Source organism: Cryobacterium roopkundense (genome assembly GCF_014200405.1).
GTDB classification, from domain to species: domain Bacteria; phylum Actinomycetota; class Actinomycetes; order Actinomycetales; family Microbacteriaceae; genus Cryobacterium; species Cryobacterium roopkundense.
Genome location: NZ_JACHBQ010000001.1, coordinates 1,427,891 through 1,443,957, shown reverse-complemented (window position 1 = coordinate 1,443,957; position 16,067 = coordinate 1,427,891). Strand labels below are relative to the sequence as shown.

The window sequence follows — 16,067 nt, the reverse complement described above, 5'->3', positions numbered from 1 at the left end:
GTCATCGCGCACCTCCGCCGTCGGTCTCTCGCGCGGCCTGGTCTCGGTGCCAGCGTGTGGACGCGATCTCGTCGAGCACAATCTGTTCGGCGTGCAGGTCTGCGGCGACGACGGCGGCGGCATGACGGGCCTGCAGCTTCTCGAGCGCGATGGATTCGGCGCGAGCCGCGTCGAACACAGTCTGCGCCTGCGCCAGAGTGGCGAGGTGTCCCTGCCCGAGGGCGTCGAGGTCGCTCAGCATGCTGCGGGAGGATGCCCGCGCCGCCGCCATGGCATTCATGGCCGCGGCGCTCGTGGGCGAGTGGGCCCCGCCGTGCAGCAGGGCGCGGGCACGGTCGCGCCGGGTCTCGTTGTCTTGCACGCGGGAGTTGGCGGCGGCGAGTTCGCCGGCGGCTTCGTCCTGCTCCAGGTGTCTCAGGCGCAGCAGGCCGGCGAGGGGAAAGAGTCGCTTCATCACGCCACCCCGAGCTGCCGGGTGAGGGCGGCCAGGCGATCCCAGGCCACGATGGTGGGCGTCTGGTCGTCCATGCGCTGCTGCAGGAAGTTCTTGATCGCGCTCTCGTTGTTGACCGCGGCGTCGACGAGCGGATTGGTGCCGGCGCGGTAGGCGCCCACGTCGAGCAGGTCCTGGGCGCCCTGGCGCGCGGCGAGCACCCGGCGCAGGGTCGCGGCGACCTGATTGCGTGCGGGTGTGTTCACCCGTGATGCCACCCGCGAGATGGAGCCGAGAATGTCGATCGAGGGAAAATGGCCCGTGATGGCGAGCTTGCGGTCGAGTACGACGTGTCCGTCAAGGATCGAGCGCGCGGCATCCGCTATGGGTTCGTTATGGTCATCGCCGTCGACGAGCACTGTGTACATGCCGGTGATTGAGCCGGTCTCGCCGGTTCCGGCCCGTTCGAGCAGTTGCGCGAGCACCGAGAAGGTCGACGGCGGGTAGCCGCGGGTGGCGGGGGGTTCCCCCACCGAAAGACCGATTTCGCGCTGCGCCATGGCCACGCGGGTGAGCGAGTCCATCATGAGCACCACGTCGGAGCCGCGGTCGCGGAAGGATTCCGCGATGCGCGTGGCAGTGAACGCGGCGCGGAGGCGCATCATGGCCGGTTCGTCGCTCGTGGAGACCACCACTATCGAACGCGCGAGCCCCTCGGGGCCGAGGTCGTCTTCGAGGAATTCGCGGACCTCGCGGCCGCGCTCCCCCACCAGGGCGATCACGGACACCTCGGCATCCGTTCCCCTGGCGATCATCGACAGCAGCGATGACTTGCCCACGCCGGAACCGGCGAACAGCCCCATGCGCTGGCCCTTGCCCACCGCGGTAAGAGTGTCGAGGGCGCGCACACCAAGCTGCAGCTGCTCGGTGATGCGGGTGCGCGCCATGGCCGAGGGGCTCGGGTGGTGCAGCGACACCGCGCCGTCGCTCGCAAGCGGGCCCTTGCCGTCGATCGGGCGGCCGAGGCCGTCGATCACGCGGCCGAAGAGCCCGGTTCCAGTGGGCACCAGTAGCGGCGTGCTCGCCGCGCGCGCGGGTGCGCCGGCCCGCAAGCCGGTGAGGCGGCCGAGTGGCATACAGCGGATGCCGCTGGCACCGGTGGCCACGACCTCAGAGTCGATCCCGGGGTAGTCCCCCAGACTCACGAGGTCGCCTATGGCGGCATCGAGTCCACGCACCTCGACGCCGAGGCCCACGATGGAACTGACGGTGCCCACCCGTTCCGGCCGCGCAGCGGATCGGGCCGACGCGACGGCGGCGTCGAGCAGGGCCAGCCCGCTCATGCAAGGCCGCCCAACATGGCGTTCTTCACCCGGGTGAAGGCGGTGCCGATGCGGGCGTCGAGAAAGCCGTCGGCGAAACGGGTGACCGCGTCGCCGCGGGACAGCGAGGCATCGGAGACGAAGAGCACGCCGGGAATGTTCTGGGTGGACAGCCCCAGCACGGCCAGGTCGTCGGGGTGCATGTGCACGGTGTGTGTTTCCAGATGCTCGCCCTGGCCGAGGGCGCGTTCGAGCGCGCGCCTGGCCGAAATCTCGCCCTGGCTCAGCTCCGCGCCGAGCACGGCCTCCGCGAGGTCGAGGGCAGTCCGCACGAGGGTTCCCTCGGCCTCACGCAGCACGGGAACCGTGCTGTTGTCGAGCGCTTCGGCGGCGGCGGCGAGCAGGCGCACCGCTCGGTCGGATTTTGCCTCGGTGTGGCGCAAAACTGCGGCGTGTTCTGCGGCCTGCTCAACCGCCAGGGCCGCGGCGGTGATACTGGCGGCGCGGAGGCCCGCGGCGTATCCGGCGGCGTGGCCGGCAGCGCGGTCTCGTTCGTCGACACGGGTGTCGGCCACGACGCGCAGGCGAGGATAGGCCACGCTCGAGAAGCCGGCGTCAGTTGACATACTCTTCCTCCACGCCGCGCTGCACGGTGATCGTGCCTTGGGCTTCCATGTCACGGATGGCACGCACGACTTCGGCACGGGCATCTTCGACCTGGCTGACGCGCACCGGGCCGAGGCTCTTAGTTTCGTCGTCGAGAAGGTCGCGATTGCGCTCGGAGAGGTTGGCGCGAATGACCGCGAGCACGGCGCCCGAGGTGCCCTTCATGGCGATCGCGAGCACGCTCGTGTCGATGCCGCGCAGAACCTGCTGCACGTCGCGGCTCTCGAGCTTGACGATGTCGGCGAAGGTGAGCATGCGCGAACGCACCTCTTCGGCGAGGATCGGGTCTCGCTCTTCGAGGGCTTCGAGCAGCGCACGCTCGGTGGCGGCGTCGGCGCGGTTCATGATCTCGACGAGCGGCTGCACTCCCCCGACGACCTCGACGGTTTCGCGTGCCACAACTGTGCGCGCGCCCATCTTGAGAGTGTCCGTCACAATGCGAATCGCTTCGGGGGCCGCGCTCCCCATGGTGGCGATGCACTGCGCCACGTCGGTTCGCAGGGAGGGCGCCATACCGGAGAGAATCGCAGAGGCGTGCTCGCGACGCAGGTGGGCGAGCACGAGCGCGATGGTCTGGGGCATTTCGCCCTCAAGCAGGTTGAGCACGTCGCTGGATTCGGCGCTGTCGAGAAATTCGAAGGCCTTGCCGGCCATCGACGTGGCGACACGGGTCAGAACGCCGGCGGCGCGCTCTGCGCCAAAGGAGGCCTCGAGCAGGCCCTGGGCGAATTCGTGGCCGCCGCGGCCGGGACGCGAGCTGTTACGCGTGATCTCGTGGAACTCGGTGAGGGCGTTCTCAGCAATCTCGGCATCGACCTTACGCAGCTGGATGATCTCCGACGCGATCACCTCGGCCTCGGCGTCGGAGAACTGCTTCATGACGACGGACGCGAGTTCGTGATCCATGTTCATGAGCACCACGGCCACCTTCTGGGTGCCGGTCAGCGCTGTGATGATCTCACTCATGCGTTCTGCCGGTCATCCATCAGATTGCGCAGAAACTCGGCCGTGCGCTTAGGGTCGCTCTGTGCGAGCTGGTCAATCTCGGCGCGGCGGGTGTCGGCCTCTGTCATCGTGTAGTTGATCGGGGGCAGCACGGGCAGCTTTTGGGGAATCACCGGGGTGAGCAGCGTAGGAGCGTTCATCGAGTCGAGAACATTCTGCATTTCGCTGAGGTCACCCACGTCCACCGGCTCCCGGCTCTGGCGGCGCGAGCGACGTGCGTACAGAATGAGGCTGACCACAACCATGATCACGATGCCCGCGGTGATGATGGCGATGCGCAGCAAGCTGGCGAGGCGGGCGTCTGCGGCGGCCTTCTCTGCCGCGGCGAGGGCCGCCGCGGCATCCGCTGCCCCCGCCTGATTGAAGGAAACGACCTCCACGGTGACGGCGTCACCGCGTGTGGTGTCGATTCCGGCGGCGGAGGCCACGAGGCTCGTGACGTCGGCCACGTTCATGCCGGCGGCGGCATCTGCGTCGACAGCCACCGAGATGGTCTGGCGGTTGATGGAGCCTGCCGGGATGGTACGCGACTCGGTGACCTTGTTCACAGCATTGTTGCGGGTGGAGTCCTCGGAGTTGAACGTTCCGTCTCCACTCTCGTTGGCGGCGACGGCGATGTTGTCGGCGCCGAGCACTCCCGCGGCGCCGCCACCGGTGCCGGCGTACGTCTCGATCTTGGTCGACTCGTTGAGGGCGATGCCCTGCTCGGGCGAGGTGAAGGATTCCTCGGTGCGTTGGGCCGACTCGTAACTCATGTCGGCGGCCACCACCACCGTGGCATTGCCGGGGCCCACCACGCGATCGAGCATGTTCTGCACGGAGTCGCGCACGCGGCTCTCGTAGTCGGAGGCCTGCTGGTCTGCCGAACCGGTGGCGCCCACGCCCACGGCGGAGAGCACAGTGCCGGCCGCGTCGACAACCGACACGTTTTCGGGAGGCATACCGTCGATCGACGCGCTCGTCAGGTGAACGATGGCCTGCACCTGGCTGTTGCTGAGGGACACGCCGTTCTTCGTCTGCACGAAAACGGATGCCGTCGGGTCGTTCTTCGTAGACACGAAGACGCTGTCTTCGGGGATTGCGAGCTTCACCGACGCGGTCTGTACACCGTCGAGGGCGCCGATCGTGGACGCGAGTTCGCCTTCGAGGGCACGCTTGTAGGTGACCGACTGCTGGAACTCGGAGGAGGTGACGCCCATGGTGTCCAGCAGGGAGTATCCGCCCGTACTGGAGGTGGGAAGACCGGCCGCGGCGGCCTTGAGACGCTCGTCATAGACGTTTGCCTCTGGCACCATGATCGTCGCGCCGCCGTCGCTGAGTTCGTAGGCCACGCCATCCGCTCGGAGCTGCTCCACGATGGAGTTGGCGTCGACGCCGCTCAGGCCGGAGAACAGCGGCGTGTAGGCGGGCTTGGTGACCCACATGCTGAGGGCTGCGATGCCGAGAACGAGCACGGCGACGCCGATGATGGCGACGGTGCGCTGGGCGATGGTGAAGGCGCGGATGGCATCGCTGAAGCGGCGGAACGCCGAGGTGACCTGGGCGGGCATCAGGCCTGCATCCGCATGATCTCGTTGAACGCGTCAACGCCCTTGTTACGCACGGCGGCGACGAGTTCCAGGGTGACCTGCGCGCGGGTGCTCGCAATGGTGGCCGAGTGGATGTCGGTGAGGTCGCCGGTGACAGCCTTGATCGCGAGCTCGTTCGAGGCCGACGAGATCTGCTGCAGGTTGTCGACAGCGCCGGTGAGGGCGGCGCCGAAGCCGGAGCCGTCGGTGCCCTGCGTGGCCGTGGTGCCTGTCGTTCCCTGCACGCCCGACATGCCCTGAATCATCTGGATCGAGCTCAGGGGCATTAGGAACGTCCGATCTGGAGTGCGGCTTCATAGGTTGTTTTGGCGCGGTCCACCACTGCGGCGTTGGCCTGGTAGCCGCGCTGGGCCATGATGAGCTGGCCCATCTGCTCGGCGAGATCGATCTCGGGGTAGCGAACGTAGCCCTCGGTGTCGGCGAGCGGGTTGTTCGGCTCGAAGACCATGCGGCCCTCGGCAGAACCGAGCTCCACGCCAGTGGCGTAGACGCCGGAGACACCTTCGCCCTCCTGCGCCGCAATATACCGCGCCTGGAATGCACTGCCGTCGGTGCTCGTAGCGGTGTTGACGTTGGCCATGTTGTCGGCGAGGGCGTCGAGCCACTTGCGGTGCAGCGTGAGACCGCTGCCGGCGATGCCGATCGCGTCGAAGGTCATCAGGTGGTCCGCATCGCGGTGCGCATCGAGGTGAAGGGGCCTTCCACGGCGCGGGCCGCGAACTGGTAGCGCAGCACCGTGTCGATGTTGGACAGCGTCTCGGTGTCGAGGTTCACGTTGTTGCCGTTGACGTTCGTGGGGTCCATTGACCGTTCGCTGCTCGCCGCCACGGCGCCGGAACCCTCGGAAACCGACTGCGCCAGGGCGTTCTCGAAGGAGACGCGCTGGGCGTGGTAATTGGGCGTGTTCACGTTCGCGATGTTGTTCGCGATGGTGCGCTGGCGCAGGGCCAGGCCGTCCAGGGCGCTGGTGAGCGCTGAGGAGGTCACGGATTCAAGCACGGGTTCCCGTTTCGTCGACAAAAGACGCGACGGCCAATCCGTGGCCAGTTGATGAGCGATCCGTGCTCACAGTCAGCTATCGGCCGAACGGGGGTACCGGTTAGGAGTTAGTTGAAAGAATTCGGTAAGACTTTCTAGCGAGCCGGTGACGAGACCGTTAACCGGTGACGTCGAGGTAAACCGACCGGTCTAGCTCACGCACGGGGGGCACTGTGCGGAGGGCCGCGAGATGTTGCCCTGCCGTGCGTCGGGCGGCGTCGAGTTCGCGCACGAGTTTCTGCTGGCACACGAGCAGGTCGCGGGCACGCCCCTCCAGCTGGGCGGGAATCGGCCCGATCGTCGCCGGGGGTCGCCAAGTGGATGCCGGGGCGAGGCCCGCCGCATCCGCTGGGGAAGTCGACGTGGAATTCGCTGCCAGCGCCCAGTTGGCGGTGTCGAGACTCTGTTCAAGCTCGTTCAGTACGCGCAGCCAGGCAGCCGTGTTGAGTGCCTTCTTAGCCAAAGCCGAGTGCGCCGCCCGTCGTGTTCATCTCGGCGGGCTGGGCCGGCAGCGAGGCTGCGGCCTCGTGCCAGGTGAGGCGCAGGGGCTCGAGCAGGGCGATACTCTCTTGCGTGCGGGCCACATCGCGGTGGGTGTTGGCGCGCATCAGGGCGGTGGAGACGTAGGTGTAGAGGGCGAAGAGGCCCTCTCCCCCGTTCCAGGCGTCCACATTAAGCGAGGTGGTGAGTTCGGAGATGATCGCCTGGGCGTGGATCAGGTTCTCGCTCGCGACGCCCCAGTTCTCCTCGATCTGCGCGGCCTCGGCGCGGTTGAGATCGAGCAGCAGGCGGTCGTAGAGCATGGTGAGCAGGCGCACCGGGGTGGCGCTGAGCACGGCCTCGCGGTTGTAGCGGGCGCGGCGGGCTTCGGCGTTAGGCATCATGAGGAGGGTCATCAATTACTCTTCGAGTTGGTGAGCGCGGACAGCTGAGAGGTGAGCCAGGCTGACTGCGAGTTCATCGCGCTCAGCTGCACCTCCAGCCCGGAATACGTGCGTTCGAGCGTGGAACGACGGGAGGCCAGGCGGCGGTCCCAGTCGGTGATCTGGTTTCCGAGGTCTTTGACCATGAATTCCTGGCCGGTGATTCTCGAGGTGATCTGGCCGTCGTACTTGTCGGACGCGTTCGTGGCGGCATCTGCTACCCGCGACGCGATCTCTTTGAGGGCCGCCTCGGTGCGAACAGGGTCGGCCTTGAGCGCGGCGGCGAACTTGGTGGCATCGAATTCCATTGTTCCGGTCTTCGTGATGCTGATCCCGTATTCGCTCGGCGAGTACCCGTTAACGGGAGCGGATGCCGCGGTGAGGATGCGCTGGTTCACGTCGCGGATGGTGCTGTCCCCGGTGAAAGGCCCGCTCGAGAGAACCGCAACTCCCGCGGAGTTCGTGCTGTTCACCACGGCGGACTTGGTGGAGATCAGCGCGAAGATGCCGTTCAGCCCGCTGACGAGATCGCTCGCCATCGTGCTGATGGCGGCATCGTTGCGGGCGACCGTGATGCTCACCGGATCGGCGGAGGCCTTGGTTGCCGTCACCGAGACGCCGGGCAGCAGGTCCGTGAACGTGTTCGTGGAGGAGCTGATGCTCTGCGCGGCACTCGTGCCCGCCCACAGGGTGACCTTGGCATCTTGCGCCGTGCGCGTTTCGACCATCATCGAGTTGCTGGATTCATCCACCTGGTCGACAGTGAACGCGCCGGCTGCACCGGTGGTGTTCGCGGTGAACTGCACTCGATAGAGGGCCGCGCCGTTTCCGTCGAGGCCGGCGGAGACCTTCACGGCTTTCACTCCGGCGTCGGAAGCATTCACGGCCGACACGATGTCGTCGAGGTCTGTCGACGAGGCGTTGATCGCCACGGCGCTTCCGCCGGTCGTGATGGTGAAGTTGGAGCCGGGCCAAGCGGCACGGGCGTCGGACACCGACACCTGGCGCTGGGCCAGCTCGTCAACCACGATGTCGATCTGGCCCGCGCTCGCACCGGCGGCAGCCGTAACAGTAGCTGCGGTCGAGCTGCTCGTGGCCGAGTACAGGTCGAAGGCGCCGTCTTTGGCGGTCTTCGTGGCGAGCGTGCCCAGGCTGGCGATGCTCGAGTTCAGCCCCTGCAGGGCAGAGATGAAGGTGGTGGATTCAGAAACTTTGCGCTGCAGCAGCGACTGAGGAACGGCCTCAAGCTGCATGAGCGAGTTGATCAGGGAGGTGGTGTCCAGTCCACTGACCAGTCCGTCGATAGCCATCGACATGGTGGTTCCTCTCGTGCTGTGGATACTGCGGTGCTACCGGAACGCTGGGTAGCGGCCGCGGGGCGAGGTCCAGATCGCCCCGCGGCTGCTACTCAGCGCAGTTCAGTTCGTGCGTGATGCTGCGCCCTCTAGTTACTGAAGGAGCTGCAGAACGCCCTGGTTGGACTGGTTCGCCTGAGCGAGCATGGCGGTTCCGGCCTGCGACAGGATGTTCGCACGCGTGTATTTGACCATTTCCTCGGCCATGTCGGTGTCGCGAATACGCGAACCGGCAGCGGTGAGGTTTTCCTTCGATACGGCCAGGTTCTTGATAACACTCTCGAACCGGTTCTGGTTCGCACCCAGGTCGGCACGAGCACTCGAGACCAAGGCAATTTGCTCGTCGAGGATCTTGACTGCCGAAGCCGCTCCCGCCGCGCTGGAAAAGTCCAGACCGACCCCAGCAGGCACGGTGCCTTCGGTGCCTCCGGAAGCGACGCCAGCTGTAGCCGGCGCCACGTCCGTCTGAACAGTGCCACCGTCCTTAGCCGTGACCACGATACCGGTTCCCATTCCGTTGGCATCCTTGGTCACTGAGGCCGTGTAAGCGCTCGAGAAGTCTGCATCACCATTCAAAGCGTCGGCGTAGGCATCAACGCTTGCAGCGCCGGCTACCGTGAGGGCGGCCGTCTCGACAGTGGTCGTTACGCCATCCTTCACGCTTGAGAACGTCTGCGCGCCATTAACCAAGGCGTCCAGGTCCACGGCGAATGCGGAACCCGTGGCACCCGACGTTCCGCCCACCAGAGTGTCCGCAATAGCTTCAACGTTGGCTTTGGAGAGATCCACAACGATTTGGCTACTTGCGGTGTTGTCCGCTCCGACCTGAAAGCTCAGCGAACCGGGAACGCTTGCGTCTACGGCACCGTCCAGTAGTTTCGTGCCGTTGAAGTTTGTCGACTCAGAGATTCGAGTAAGTTCGTCCGTCAGCGCCTTGACTTCAGTGGTAATCGCTGCCCGAGACTGAGCATTGTTCGAGTCGTTACCGGCCTGGACAGCCAGGTCGCGAACACGCTGCAGAATCGAGGTGACCTCATTCAGCGAACCTTCAGCGGTCTGGATGACACTGATGGCGTCCTGCGCGTTGCGGGAAGCGACCGTGAGGCCACCGACCTGCGACTTGAGGCCTTCTGAGATGGCCAAGCCTGCTGCGTCATCCGCTGCGCGGTTGATGCGAAGACCGCTGGACAGCTTCTCCAGCGATTTGGACAGGTCGTTCTGCGTTGTTGCGAGGTTGCGGTAAGCGTTGTTAGCCGCAATGTTGGTGTTTACCTGCATGCCCATGATGAATCCTCCGTGATTGGGTCAAAGTACGTCAGTCCATCCGTGGTCTGACACCTAGAGCTATCGGCTGAGGGTGTCGGCGGGTTAGAAAACCTGGTGAAGATTCCTGGGACAGTTGGAAGTGACGCGGAGATGCGGCGGCTTCTGGGCCCGGTGGAGTGTCGGTGGTGCCTGTCACACTTCTCTCATGACAACCCCTCTTGAAGTTGTTTTCGCCGATCTGTCCGGGGTGTTAGCCCGGTCAGATACGTCCGCGAGAGCGTTCGCGGAGCTGTCCGACGACGGGTCGGAGAGCACCCACCGGGCCATCGCCCGCCACCTGCGTGAGGTCACCGCCGCGTACGCCCTCTCGGCGGCCAACATGGCCAACCGATCCGACTGGACACTCGGCAGAGAAGGACTGTCACGAAAGAAGGGCTACAACAGCCCCGAAGACTACGTACAAGCCCTCGGCGGCGGAGGCGGCGGCACCAAGGCAGACACTCGCCGCCTCATCGAGGCCGGCACCATGGCCACCGAAGCCGAAGCCGCCCGAGACAGGCAAGAGGAAGCCGACCAGTTGGCTCTGGAACACCCCGAGGCGCCGCCGGTTGAGGTGAACCGGCCGTGGTTCGCGGCGCTGGGTGACGCGGTCACCGACGGAACGCTCAGCGCGGAGGCTGCCACGGCTGTTAGGCGGGGCTTGGGTGAGGTCGCACTGGGTGTGACGGAGGAGATGCTGGCCGAGGCGCTCCAGCATCTCCTCATCGAGTGCCGCACCCTGAACGCGGACCAGGCCGCGAAAGCGGCCCGGCACTGCCGGGACTCGATCGACGCCGCCGGGATCGCCTCCCGCGCCGACGCCATGCGGGCCCGGCAATACCTCCGGGTGTTCGACAAGCCCGACGGGATGCTGCACGGGAGTTTTGAGCTCGATCCGGAGAACGGGGCGTACTTCAAAGACTTCCTGCAGCAGGTCACCGGTCCCCGCACCGGCGGGCCACGGTTCGTGGAGAAAGGAGAGAAGGAACGAGCGCAGCGCATCATCGACGACCCCCGCTCAACCGACCAGATCGCCGCAGAGTCTTTGATCGAGGTGATCAAGGTCGCCGCGGGAGCGGACCCCGGCACGATCTTCGGCCGCATCCGACCGTCGGTGAAACTCGTCGTGATGGAGGCACCCGCGCAGGCACCCGCAACACCTTCCTCGGGGCTGGTGCTCGTTGGAGACGGGTTCATCGAAGGAACATCGGACGCGGTGACCACGGCCACGATCGACAGGACGGTGTGCAACACGGGCTTCACCCCGGTGCTGTTCGGCCGCGACGGATCCGTCCTCGATGTCGGACGGGAGCAACGGCTCTTCACAACTGCGCAACGCGTGGCGTTGGCGCTTCGGGACGGCGGGTGCCTGTGGAAGGACTGCCTGAAACCACCCAGCTTCTCCGAAGCCCACCACCTGCACCTCTGGAAGGCAGAAGGCGGACTCACCAACCTCGACGAAGGCATCCTGCTCTGCAGCCCCCATCACCTCCGCCTCCATAATGACGGGTGGAAGATCATCCGCCTCGGGCAAGACTTCTGGTTGATCCCACCGCCCACGGCCGATCCGACCCAAACCCCAATGCTCTTGGTGAGCAAATCACCACTGAAGTTGGGGTCGCCACTCCGGCTCCAGGCCTAACGGCCCCGCAGCAGCAGTGAGACGCGAGTGACCGGAGAGCGGCTCGCGCGGTCTCGTGCCCGCTAAGAAGGAGCCGCGCCCGCTCGCGCCCCTTTCCGTTGGTCGAGCAGCGGGCCCGCTTTTGGGCCGCGCCCGTCGAGACCTCGTGAGCAGATCTCTCCAGTGGTGGAAGCGCTATGCGCGTCGGGCACGAGACGCGAGCGTCCGAAGAGCGACTTGCGGAGTCTCGACACGCGCCGTAGACGGCGCTGCTCGACCAGCGAGATGGGTGAAAGCGCGGTCGAGCGCGGTCGAGCGAGTGCGAGCGCGGGCGAGCGAGTGCGAGCGCGGGCGAGCGAGTGCGAGCGCGGGCGAGCGAGTGCGAGCGCGGGCGAGCGAGTGCGAGCAAGTGCAGGCGAGCGAGTGCGGGTGAGCGCGGCGGGGGCTCGGGCGGGGCGAGGCTAGGAGGCTACGGGGACGTCTGTGGTGCGAGCGTGGGCGGCTCGGGTCATGGCCACGGCGGAGTGGTCGGCGAGGCGCGCCAGATAGGCGCTTCGGCGTGCCGGGGCGATGCGGGACTCGGGAACGTACTCTGTCTCGGCGTCGTCGGAGTAGTGAGTGCCGAGACCGTCGCGCAGGAGGCGGATGGCCTCGGCGCGGGTCTGGGACACCGCGGAGTGCGTGGTGCCGAGTTCGGCGGCGATGTCTTTAACGGCGCGGTCTTCGAAGTAGATCTGCTCGACGACGTAGCGGAACTTCTCGGGCAGGGCCGAGATTGAGGAGCGCAGATAGCCCAGGCGCTCGGCGGTGAGCAGCGATTCCTCGGGAAGAATCGTGTCGGCGATGAGGAATTCCGCCGTGGTGTCGTCGATTGTCGAGACCGTGCGGGCGGCATCGGAGATGCCGGCGAGGGCCGTTTCACGGTCTACCCCCAATGAGGCCGCGATCTCGTCGACGTTGGGGGTGCGCCCGAGGGCCGCGGACAGGGTTTCCTGTACGGCGAGGGTCTCTTTGATGCGTCGGCGGGCACCGCGGGTGGCCCAGTCGTTGGAGCGCATCTCGTCGGCAAAGGCACCGATGATGCGACGACGGGCGAACGCGCCGAAGGGCACGCCGAGGGCGGCGTTGAAGGCATCCGCCGAGGTAATCAGGGCCATCGCGCCGGCCGAAGCCAGGTCGTCGCGCGACAGGTGGCGGGCCTTGGCCCACGTCTCGGCGACGAGGTAACCGACCAGCGGCAGGTTCTCAACGACTAGTTGATTGCGCTCCGAACGGTTCACGTGCGTTTCCCCCCGAGTTGTCAAAAAAGCCTGATGCACGCGCAGGCGTCTCGCGTGAATCGTGCGCCCCTGCGAATGCCCATTCACCTGCGATTCACAGCCTAGGGTCATGCCGGGCCCGTTCTGTACCAAAACACCCCCGAATCGGGGCAGAACGTGTCCTCATTTCGGAGGACATCAATTTGACCCCATTTAGGGTGATATTCAGCGTTCATTGACTAACGTTGTCTCAACCCCTGCCGATAGTGCCTACGTATGCGCTGAAAGCCTTGCAATGTGCGGGCGGCACGGCACGAATCTGAGATGGTGGTTGAAGCACATGGGTGCCAATGAGCTGTCCGCGTTGCTGTGGCGCGAACGTGAGTTGCTGGAGCTGCTCGTCTTCAAACTTGAAGAGGAACAACTGCTGCTGCAGGGCGGCAAGAGCCGCTGGCTGCAGCACGCCACCCGCGAGGTGGAGCAGGTGCTCACCCTCGTTCGTGAAGCCGGCCTCGGCCGCTCTGTGGAAGTCGCCGCCCTCGCCACCGAGTGGGGCAGCTCCCAGGACGCCACCCTGCGCGAACTCGCCGCGAGTGCCCCCTCCGGCCCGTGGACCGAAATTCTCGGCGCACACCTCAAGGCCATGGCCGACCTCACCACCCAGATCAAGCAGCTCAAAGATGTGAACGAACAGTTCATTCGGGCCGCGAGCCGTTCGACTCAGGAAACTCTCGCCGGCCTGAACCCCGATGTGAAGACCTACGACGCTCACGGCGCCACCGACGTGGCCGCGACCGCCGCCCGCCTTTTCGACCGGAACCTGTAGGGAGACCCGAATGAGCACCTTCGGCGGACTGAACGCGGCCTACAGTGGCCTCGTCGCCGCGCGCAAGGGCCTCGACGTGGTGGGGCAGAACATCGCCAACGCCAACACCGCCGGTTACACCCGCCAGCGCATCGAAACCTCGGCGCTCAGCCCCACGGCGCAGACCGGAATGTTCACGAACAACATCCGCATCGGCCAGGGCGTCACCGTTGATGGCGTGGCCCGCCTCGGCAGCGCCCAACTGGATGCCCAGGTGCGCTTTTCATCGGGCACTGCGGGTTACACCGCGGTGCGCGCAAATTCGCTGAGCGCGCTCGAGGGTTCGCTCAAGGAGCCGAGCGAGAACGGTCTCTCCGCCAAGCTCGGTGATTTCTGGGCCGGCTGGCAGAACCTCGCCAACGGGGCCGATACCTCGGCGCCCGCCGCGCTGCTGCTCGGAAACGCGGCCGAACTCGTGGGACAGATCAAGCAGGGCTATGCGGCCGTCTCCTCCGAGTGGTCGAGCGTGCGCAACGACCTGAACGGCATGGTGAGCGAGCTCAACAGCGCCGCCAGCCAGGTGGCCAATCTGAACGCCCGCATCCGCTCCACCCTGGCCTCCGGCGGCTCGGCCAATGAGTTGCTTGACCAGCGCAGCGCTCTCACCACCACGATCGCGGCCCTCACCGGCGCCACCGTGCGCGACAAGGCAGACGGCACTGTCGACGTGCTCATCGGTGGCAACGCGCTCGTGTCGGGAGACAGGGCGCACGCGCTGGCCACGTCGGGGGCGGCAACACTGACGGCGGCGATGACGGAATCGGCACCTGGCGTGGCCGACAACACCCGCCTCGTTTGGCAGGATTCCGCCCGCGCCGGAACGCCCGTGCTCGTGGACAGCGGCGAGATCGCCGGCGCGCTGTCGATGCTGGCCAACGGCGGGCCGATCGTGGCCGCTGCCGACTCCTACAACTCGTTCGCGAGCGGGCTGGCCGACAAGGTCAACAACATTTACGGAACGGATGCCGGTGGCACGTCGTTCTTCGCCTATAACTCGGGCGACAATGCCGCCGCCAGCCTCAGCGTGGTTCCCCTCTCCGGCGCCGACGTGCACGCGGGCGACCCCAACCTCGGCACGTACGACGGATCGATCGCCGACGCGATCGCGCAGCTCGGCGCCGGCCAGGCTGTCGATGCCGACGGCCTGGCCGTCGAATCCCCCGACTCGGTCTGGTCGAAGTTCGTCACGGAGCTCGGCGTTGCGACGCAGGGCCAGCTCCAGCAGGCCAATGTCGCCAGCTCGAGCGCGACATCCGCTGCGGGGCAGCAGCTCGCCAACGCCTCCGTGGATCTCGATGAAGAAAACGTGAACCTGCTCATGTTCCAGCACGCCTACCAGGGAGCGGCACGAGTGATGACCGCCGTCGACGAGATGCTCGACACCCTGATCAACCGCACCGGATTGGTGGGAAGGTAACCGATGATTTCTCGCGTCACCAGCCAGACTCAGATGCGCACCGCGCAGCAAAACCTGCAGGAGAACATGGCCAACATGTCGCGGCTGCAGGAGCAAGCGAGCTCGCTCAAGGCGATCAACCGTGCCTCCGACGACCCGACCGCCGCGGCCGCCGCGCTGTCGGTGCGTGCCGAGGCACGCGCGGTGGATCAGTACAGCCGCAACGCCGACAACGGCAACGACTGGCTCACTACCCTCGACTCCGCCCTCGGCGCGTCGACCAACATCATGAACCGCGTGCGCGACCTCACGGTGCAGGGCGGCAACGGCGCGCTCTCCCCCGCGGCCAAGGAAGCCATCGCGGTGGAGCTCGAGGGCCTGAAAGATGACCTGCTCGGCCTTGCCAACACCTCCTACCTCGGCCGCACTGTCTTCGCGGGCAGCTCCGACGCCGGGGCCGCTTTCAGGAGTGACTACAGCTTCACCGGCGACACAGGCAGCAGCGTGACGAGGCGCATCGGCGCCGACACGACAGTGCGAGTGGATGCCGATGGCGGGGCCGTGTTCGGCAGCGGCGCGAATTCGGTCTTCTCCCTGATCGACACGATCGCGAGCAACCTGCGAGATGGCACCCCCGTGAACGACCAGCTCGGTGACGTGGACGAGCGTCTGGCCGTGGTCATCGGCCAGCGCTCGGAGGTGGGTGCCCGCCAGGCACGCATGGAACGCGCCCAGGGCACGCTGCTCGAGCAATCCGGGTCGCTCGAGTCGCAGCGCTCCGGCCTCGAAGACGTGGACCTGGCCCAAGTAATCGTCGACCTCAAGCTGCAGGAGGTCACCTACCAATCGGCCCTCGCGGTGACCGCCCGCGTGCTCCAACCGACCCTGATGGACTTTCTGCGATGAGCCCCGCCCTGACCTTCGTCACTCCCCCGCCCGGCCTCGCGCCGCTCACTGACTTCACCCTCAACACCGTCGACGGCGCCGACGGTCTCTACTCGCTGCAGGCGGTGCCCAACCCAAGCACGCGCCTCTACGTGCTCGACGCCTCCGTGTACCTGCCCGACTACACGCCGTACATTTCGTCGGAGCAGTCCGACGCGCTGTCACTGACTGCACCCACGGATGCCCTCGTTCTCGTGGTCGTCAACCCCGGTGAGGGGAGTACGACCGTGAATCTGATGGCGCCCATCGTCGTGAACGCCGCCACCGGCATGTGCGCCCAGGTGATTCTCGAGGGCCAGGACTGGCCTCTGCGCGCCGAGCTCAACACCGCCGCATAACCCGTAC

At 66.3% G+C, this 16,067-nt stretch carries 18 protein-coding genes; 5 read left to right on the top strand and 13 right to left on the bottom strand.

Annotation, left to right across the window (positions count from 1 at the left end; all coding sequences use genetic code 11):
- Position 1 precedes the first annotated feature (1 nt).
- The 12 genes from BJ997_RS06725 to BJ997_RS06670 all read right to left on the bottom strand — a co-directional run bounded on the left by BJ997_RS06725 (position 2) and on the right by BJ997_RS06670 (position 9,615).
- Entirely contained in the window at positions 2-454 is a 453-nt protein-coding gene (locus tag BJ997_RS06725) for a flagellar export protein FliJ (RefSeq protein ID WP_035835539.1), read from the bottom strand.
- The gene (locus tag BJ997_RS06720; RefSeq protein ID WP_035835540.1) at positions 454-1,776 is read right to left on the bottom strand and encodes a FliI/YscN family ATPase; all 1,323 of its coding nucleotides are present in this window, start codon (positions 1,774-1,776) and stop codon (positions 454-456) included. Before BJ997_RS06720 ends, BJ997_RS06725 begins: the two co-directional genes overlap by 1 nt.
- Complete coding sequence (locus tag BJ997_RS06715; RefSeq protein WP_035835541.1) at positions 1,773-2,381, bottom strand: FliH/SctL family protein; 609 nt, start codon at positions 2,379-2,381, stop codon at positions 1,773-1,775. Before BJ997_RS06715 ends, BJ997_RS06720 begins: the two co-directional genes overlap by 4 nt.
- Positions 2,371-3,387 (bottom strand): flagellar motor switch protein FliG, encoded by a 1,017-nt coding sequence (gene fliG / locus BJ997_RS06710; protein ID WP_183323307.1) that lies wholly within the window; start codon positions 3,385-3,387, stop codon positions 2,371-2,373. Before fliG ends, BJ997_RS06715 begins: the two co-directional genes overlap by 11 nt.
- On the bottom strand, positions 3,384-4,976 hold the full coding sequence (gene fliF / locus BJ997_RS06705; protein ID WP_035835542.1) for a flagellar basal-body MS-ring/collar protein FliF: 1,593 nt from the start codon (positions 4,974-4,976) through the stop codon (positions 3,384-3,386). Before fliF ends, fliG begins: the two co-directional genes overlap by 4 nt.
- Positions 4,976-5,281, bottom strand: a complete 306-nt coding sequence (fliE, locus tag BJ997_RS06700; protein WP_035835543.1) for a flagellar hook-basal body complex protein FliE — start codon at positions 5,279-5,281, stop codon at positions 4,976-4,978. The genes fliF and fliE overlap by 1 nt, the downstream gene beginning before the upstream one ends.
- Complete coding sequence (locus tag BJ997_RS06695) at positions 5,281-5,673, bottom strand: flagellar basal body rod protein FlgC (RefSeq protein WP_035835545.1); 393 nt, start codon at positions 5,671-5,673, stop codon at positions 5,281-5,283. The genes fliE and BJ997_RS06695 overlap by 1 nt, the downstream gene beginning before the upstream one ends.
- On the bottom strand, positions 5,673-6,014 hold the full coding sequence (locus BJ997_RS06690; protein ID WP_035835546.1) for a flagellar basal body rod protein FlgB: 342 nt from the start codon (positions 6,012-6,014) through the stop codon (positions 5,673-5,675). The genes BJ997_RS06695 and BJ997_RS06690 overlap by 1 nt, the downstream gene beginning before the upstream one ends.
- 157 nt (positions 6,015-6,171) lie before the next feature.
- A complete protein-coding gene (locus tag BJ997_RS06685) occupies positions 6,172-6,516 on the bottom strand; it encodes a hypothetical protein (RefSeq protein ID WP_035835548.1) in 345 nt (114 codons plus the stop codon).
- Positions 6,509-6,949: a flagellar export chaperone FliS gene (fliS, locus tag BJ997_RS06680; protein WP_052541986.1), complete on the bottom strand. Its 441-nt coding sequence runs from the start codon at positions 6,947-6,949 to the stop codon at positions 6,509-6,511. Before fliS ends, BJ997_RS06685 begins: the two co-directional genes overlap by 8 nt.
- On the bottom strand, positions 6,949-8,292 hold the full coding sequence (gene fliD / locus BJ997_RS06675; RefSeq protein ID WP_035835549.1) for a flagellar filament capping protein FliD: 1,344 nt from the start codon (positions 8,290-8,292) through the stop codon (positions 6,949-6,951). The genes fliS and fliD overlap by 1 nt, the downstream gene beginning before the upstream one ends.
- A 132-nt stretch (positions 8,293-8,424) precedes the next feature.
- Positions 8,425-9,615, bottom strand: a complete 1,191-nt coding sequence (locus tag BJ997_RS06670) for a flagellin N-terminal helical domain-containing protein (protein WP_035835550.1) — start codon at positions 9,613-9,615, stop codon at positions 8,425-8,427.
- Positions 9,616-9,802: 187 nt separating this feature from the next.
- Between BJ997_RS06670 and BJ997_RS06665 the strand changes: the two genes are divergently transcribed.
- Complete coding sequence (locus tag BJ997_RS06665) at positions 9,803-11,278, top strand: HNH endonuclease signature motif containing protein (RefSeq protein ID WP_183323305.1); 1,476 nt, start codon at positions 9,803-9,805, stop codon at positions 11,276-11,278.
- A 440-nt stretch (positions 11,279-11,718) separates the two neighbouring features.
- Here the strand turns inward: BJ997_RS06665 and BJ997_RS06660 are convergent, their stop codons facing one another.
- The gene (locus BJ997_RS06660; RefSeq protein ID WP_035835553.1) at positions 11,719-12,537 is read right to left on the bottom strand and encodes a sigma-70 family RNA polymerase sigma factor; all 819 of its coding nucleotides are present in this window, start codon (positions 12,535-12,537) and stop codon (positions 11,719-11,721) included.
- Between the two features lie 319 nt (positions 12,538-12,856).
- Here BJ997_RS06660 and BJ997_RS06655 point away from each other — a divergent pair, with 319 nt between their 5' ends.
- The 4 genes from BJ997_RS06655 to BJ997_RS06640 are packed head-to-tail and all read left to right on the top strand — an operon-like array spanning position 12,857 to position 16,060.
- Positions 12,857-13,342, top strand: coding sequence for a flagellar protein FlgN (locus BJ997_RS06655; protein WP_035835554.1), 486 nt, complete (start codon positions 12,857-12,859; stop codon positions 13,340-13,342).
- Between the two features lie 10 nt (positions 13,343-13,352).
- A complete protein-coding gene (gene flgK, locus BJ997_RS06650; protein ID WP_035835555.1) occupies positions 13,353-14,798 on the top strand; it encodes a flagellar hook-associated protein FlgK in 1,446 nt (481 codons plus the stop codon).
- Positions 14,799-14,801: 3 nt separating this feature from the next.
- The gene (gene flgL, locus BJ997_RS06645; protein WP_035835556.1) at positions 14,802-15,683 is read left to right on the top strand and encodes a flagellar hook-associated protein FlgL; all 882 of its coding nucleotides are present in this window, start codon (positions 14,802-14,804) and stop codon (positions 15,681-15,683) included.
- Positions 15,680-16,060 carry a flagellar assembly protein FliW gene (locus BJ997_RS06640; protein ID WP_035835557.1) on the top strand — a complete coding sequence of 127 codons (381 nt, stop codon included), beginning with the start codon at positions 15,680-15,682 and terminating at the stop codon, positions 16,058-16,060. Before flgL ends, BJ997_RS06640 begins: the two co-directional genes overlap by 4 nt.
- Positions 16,061-16,067: the final 7 nt, after the last annotated feature.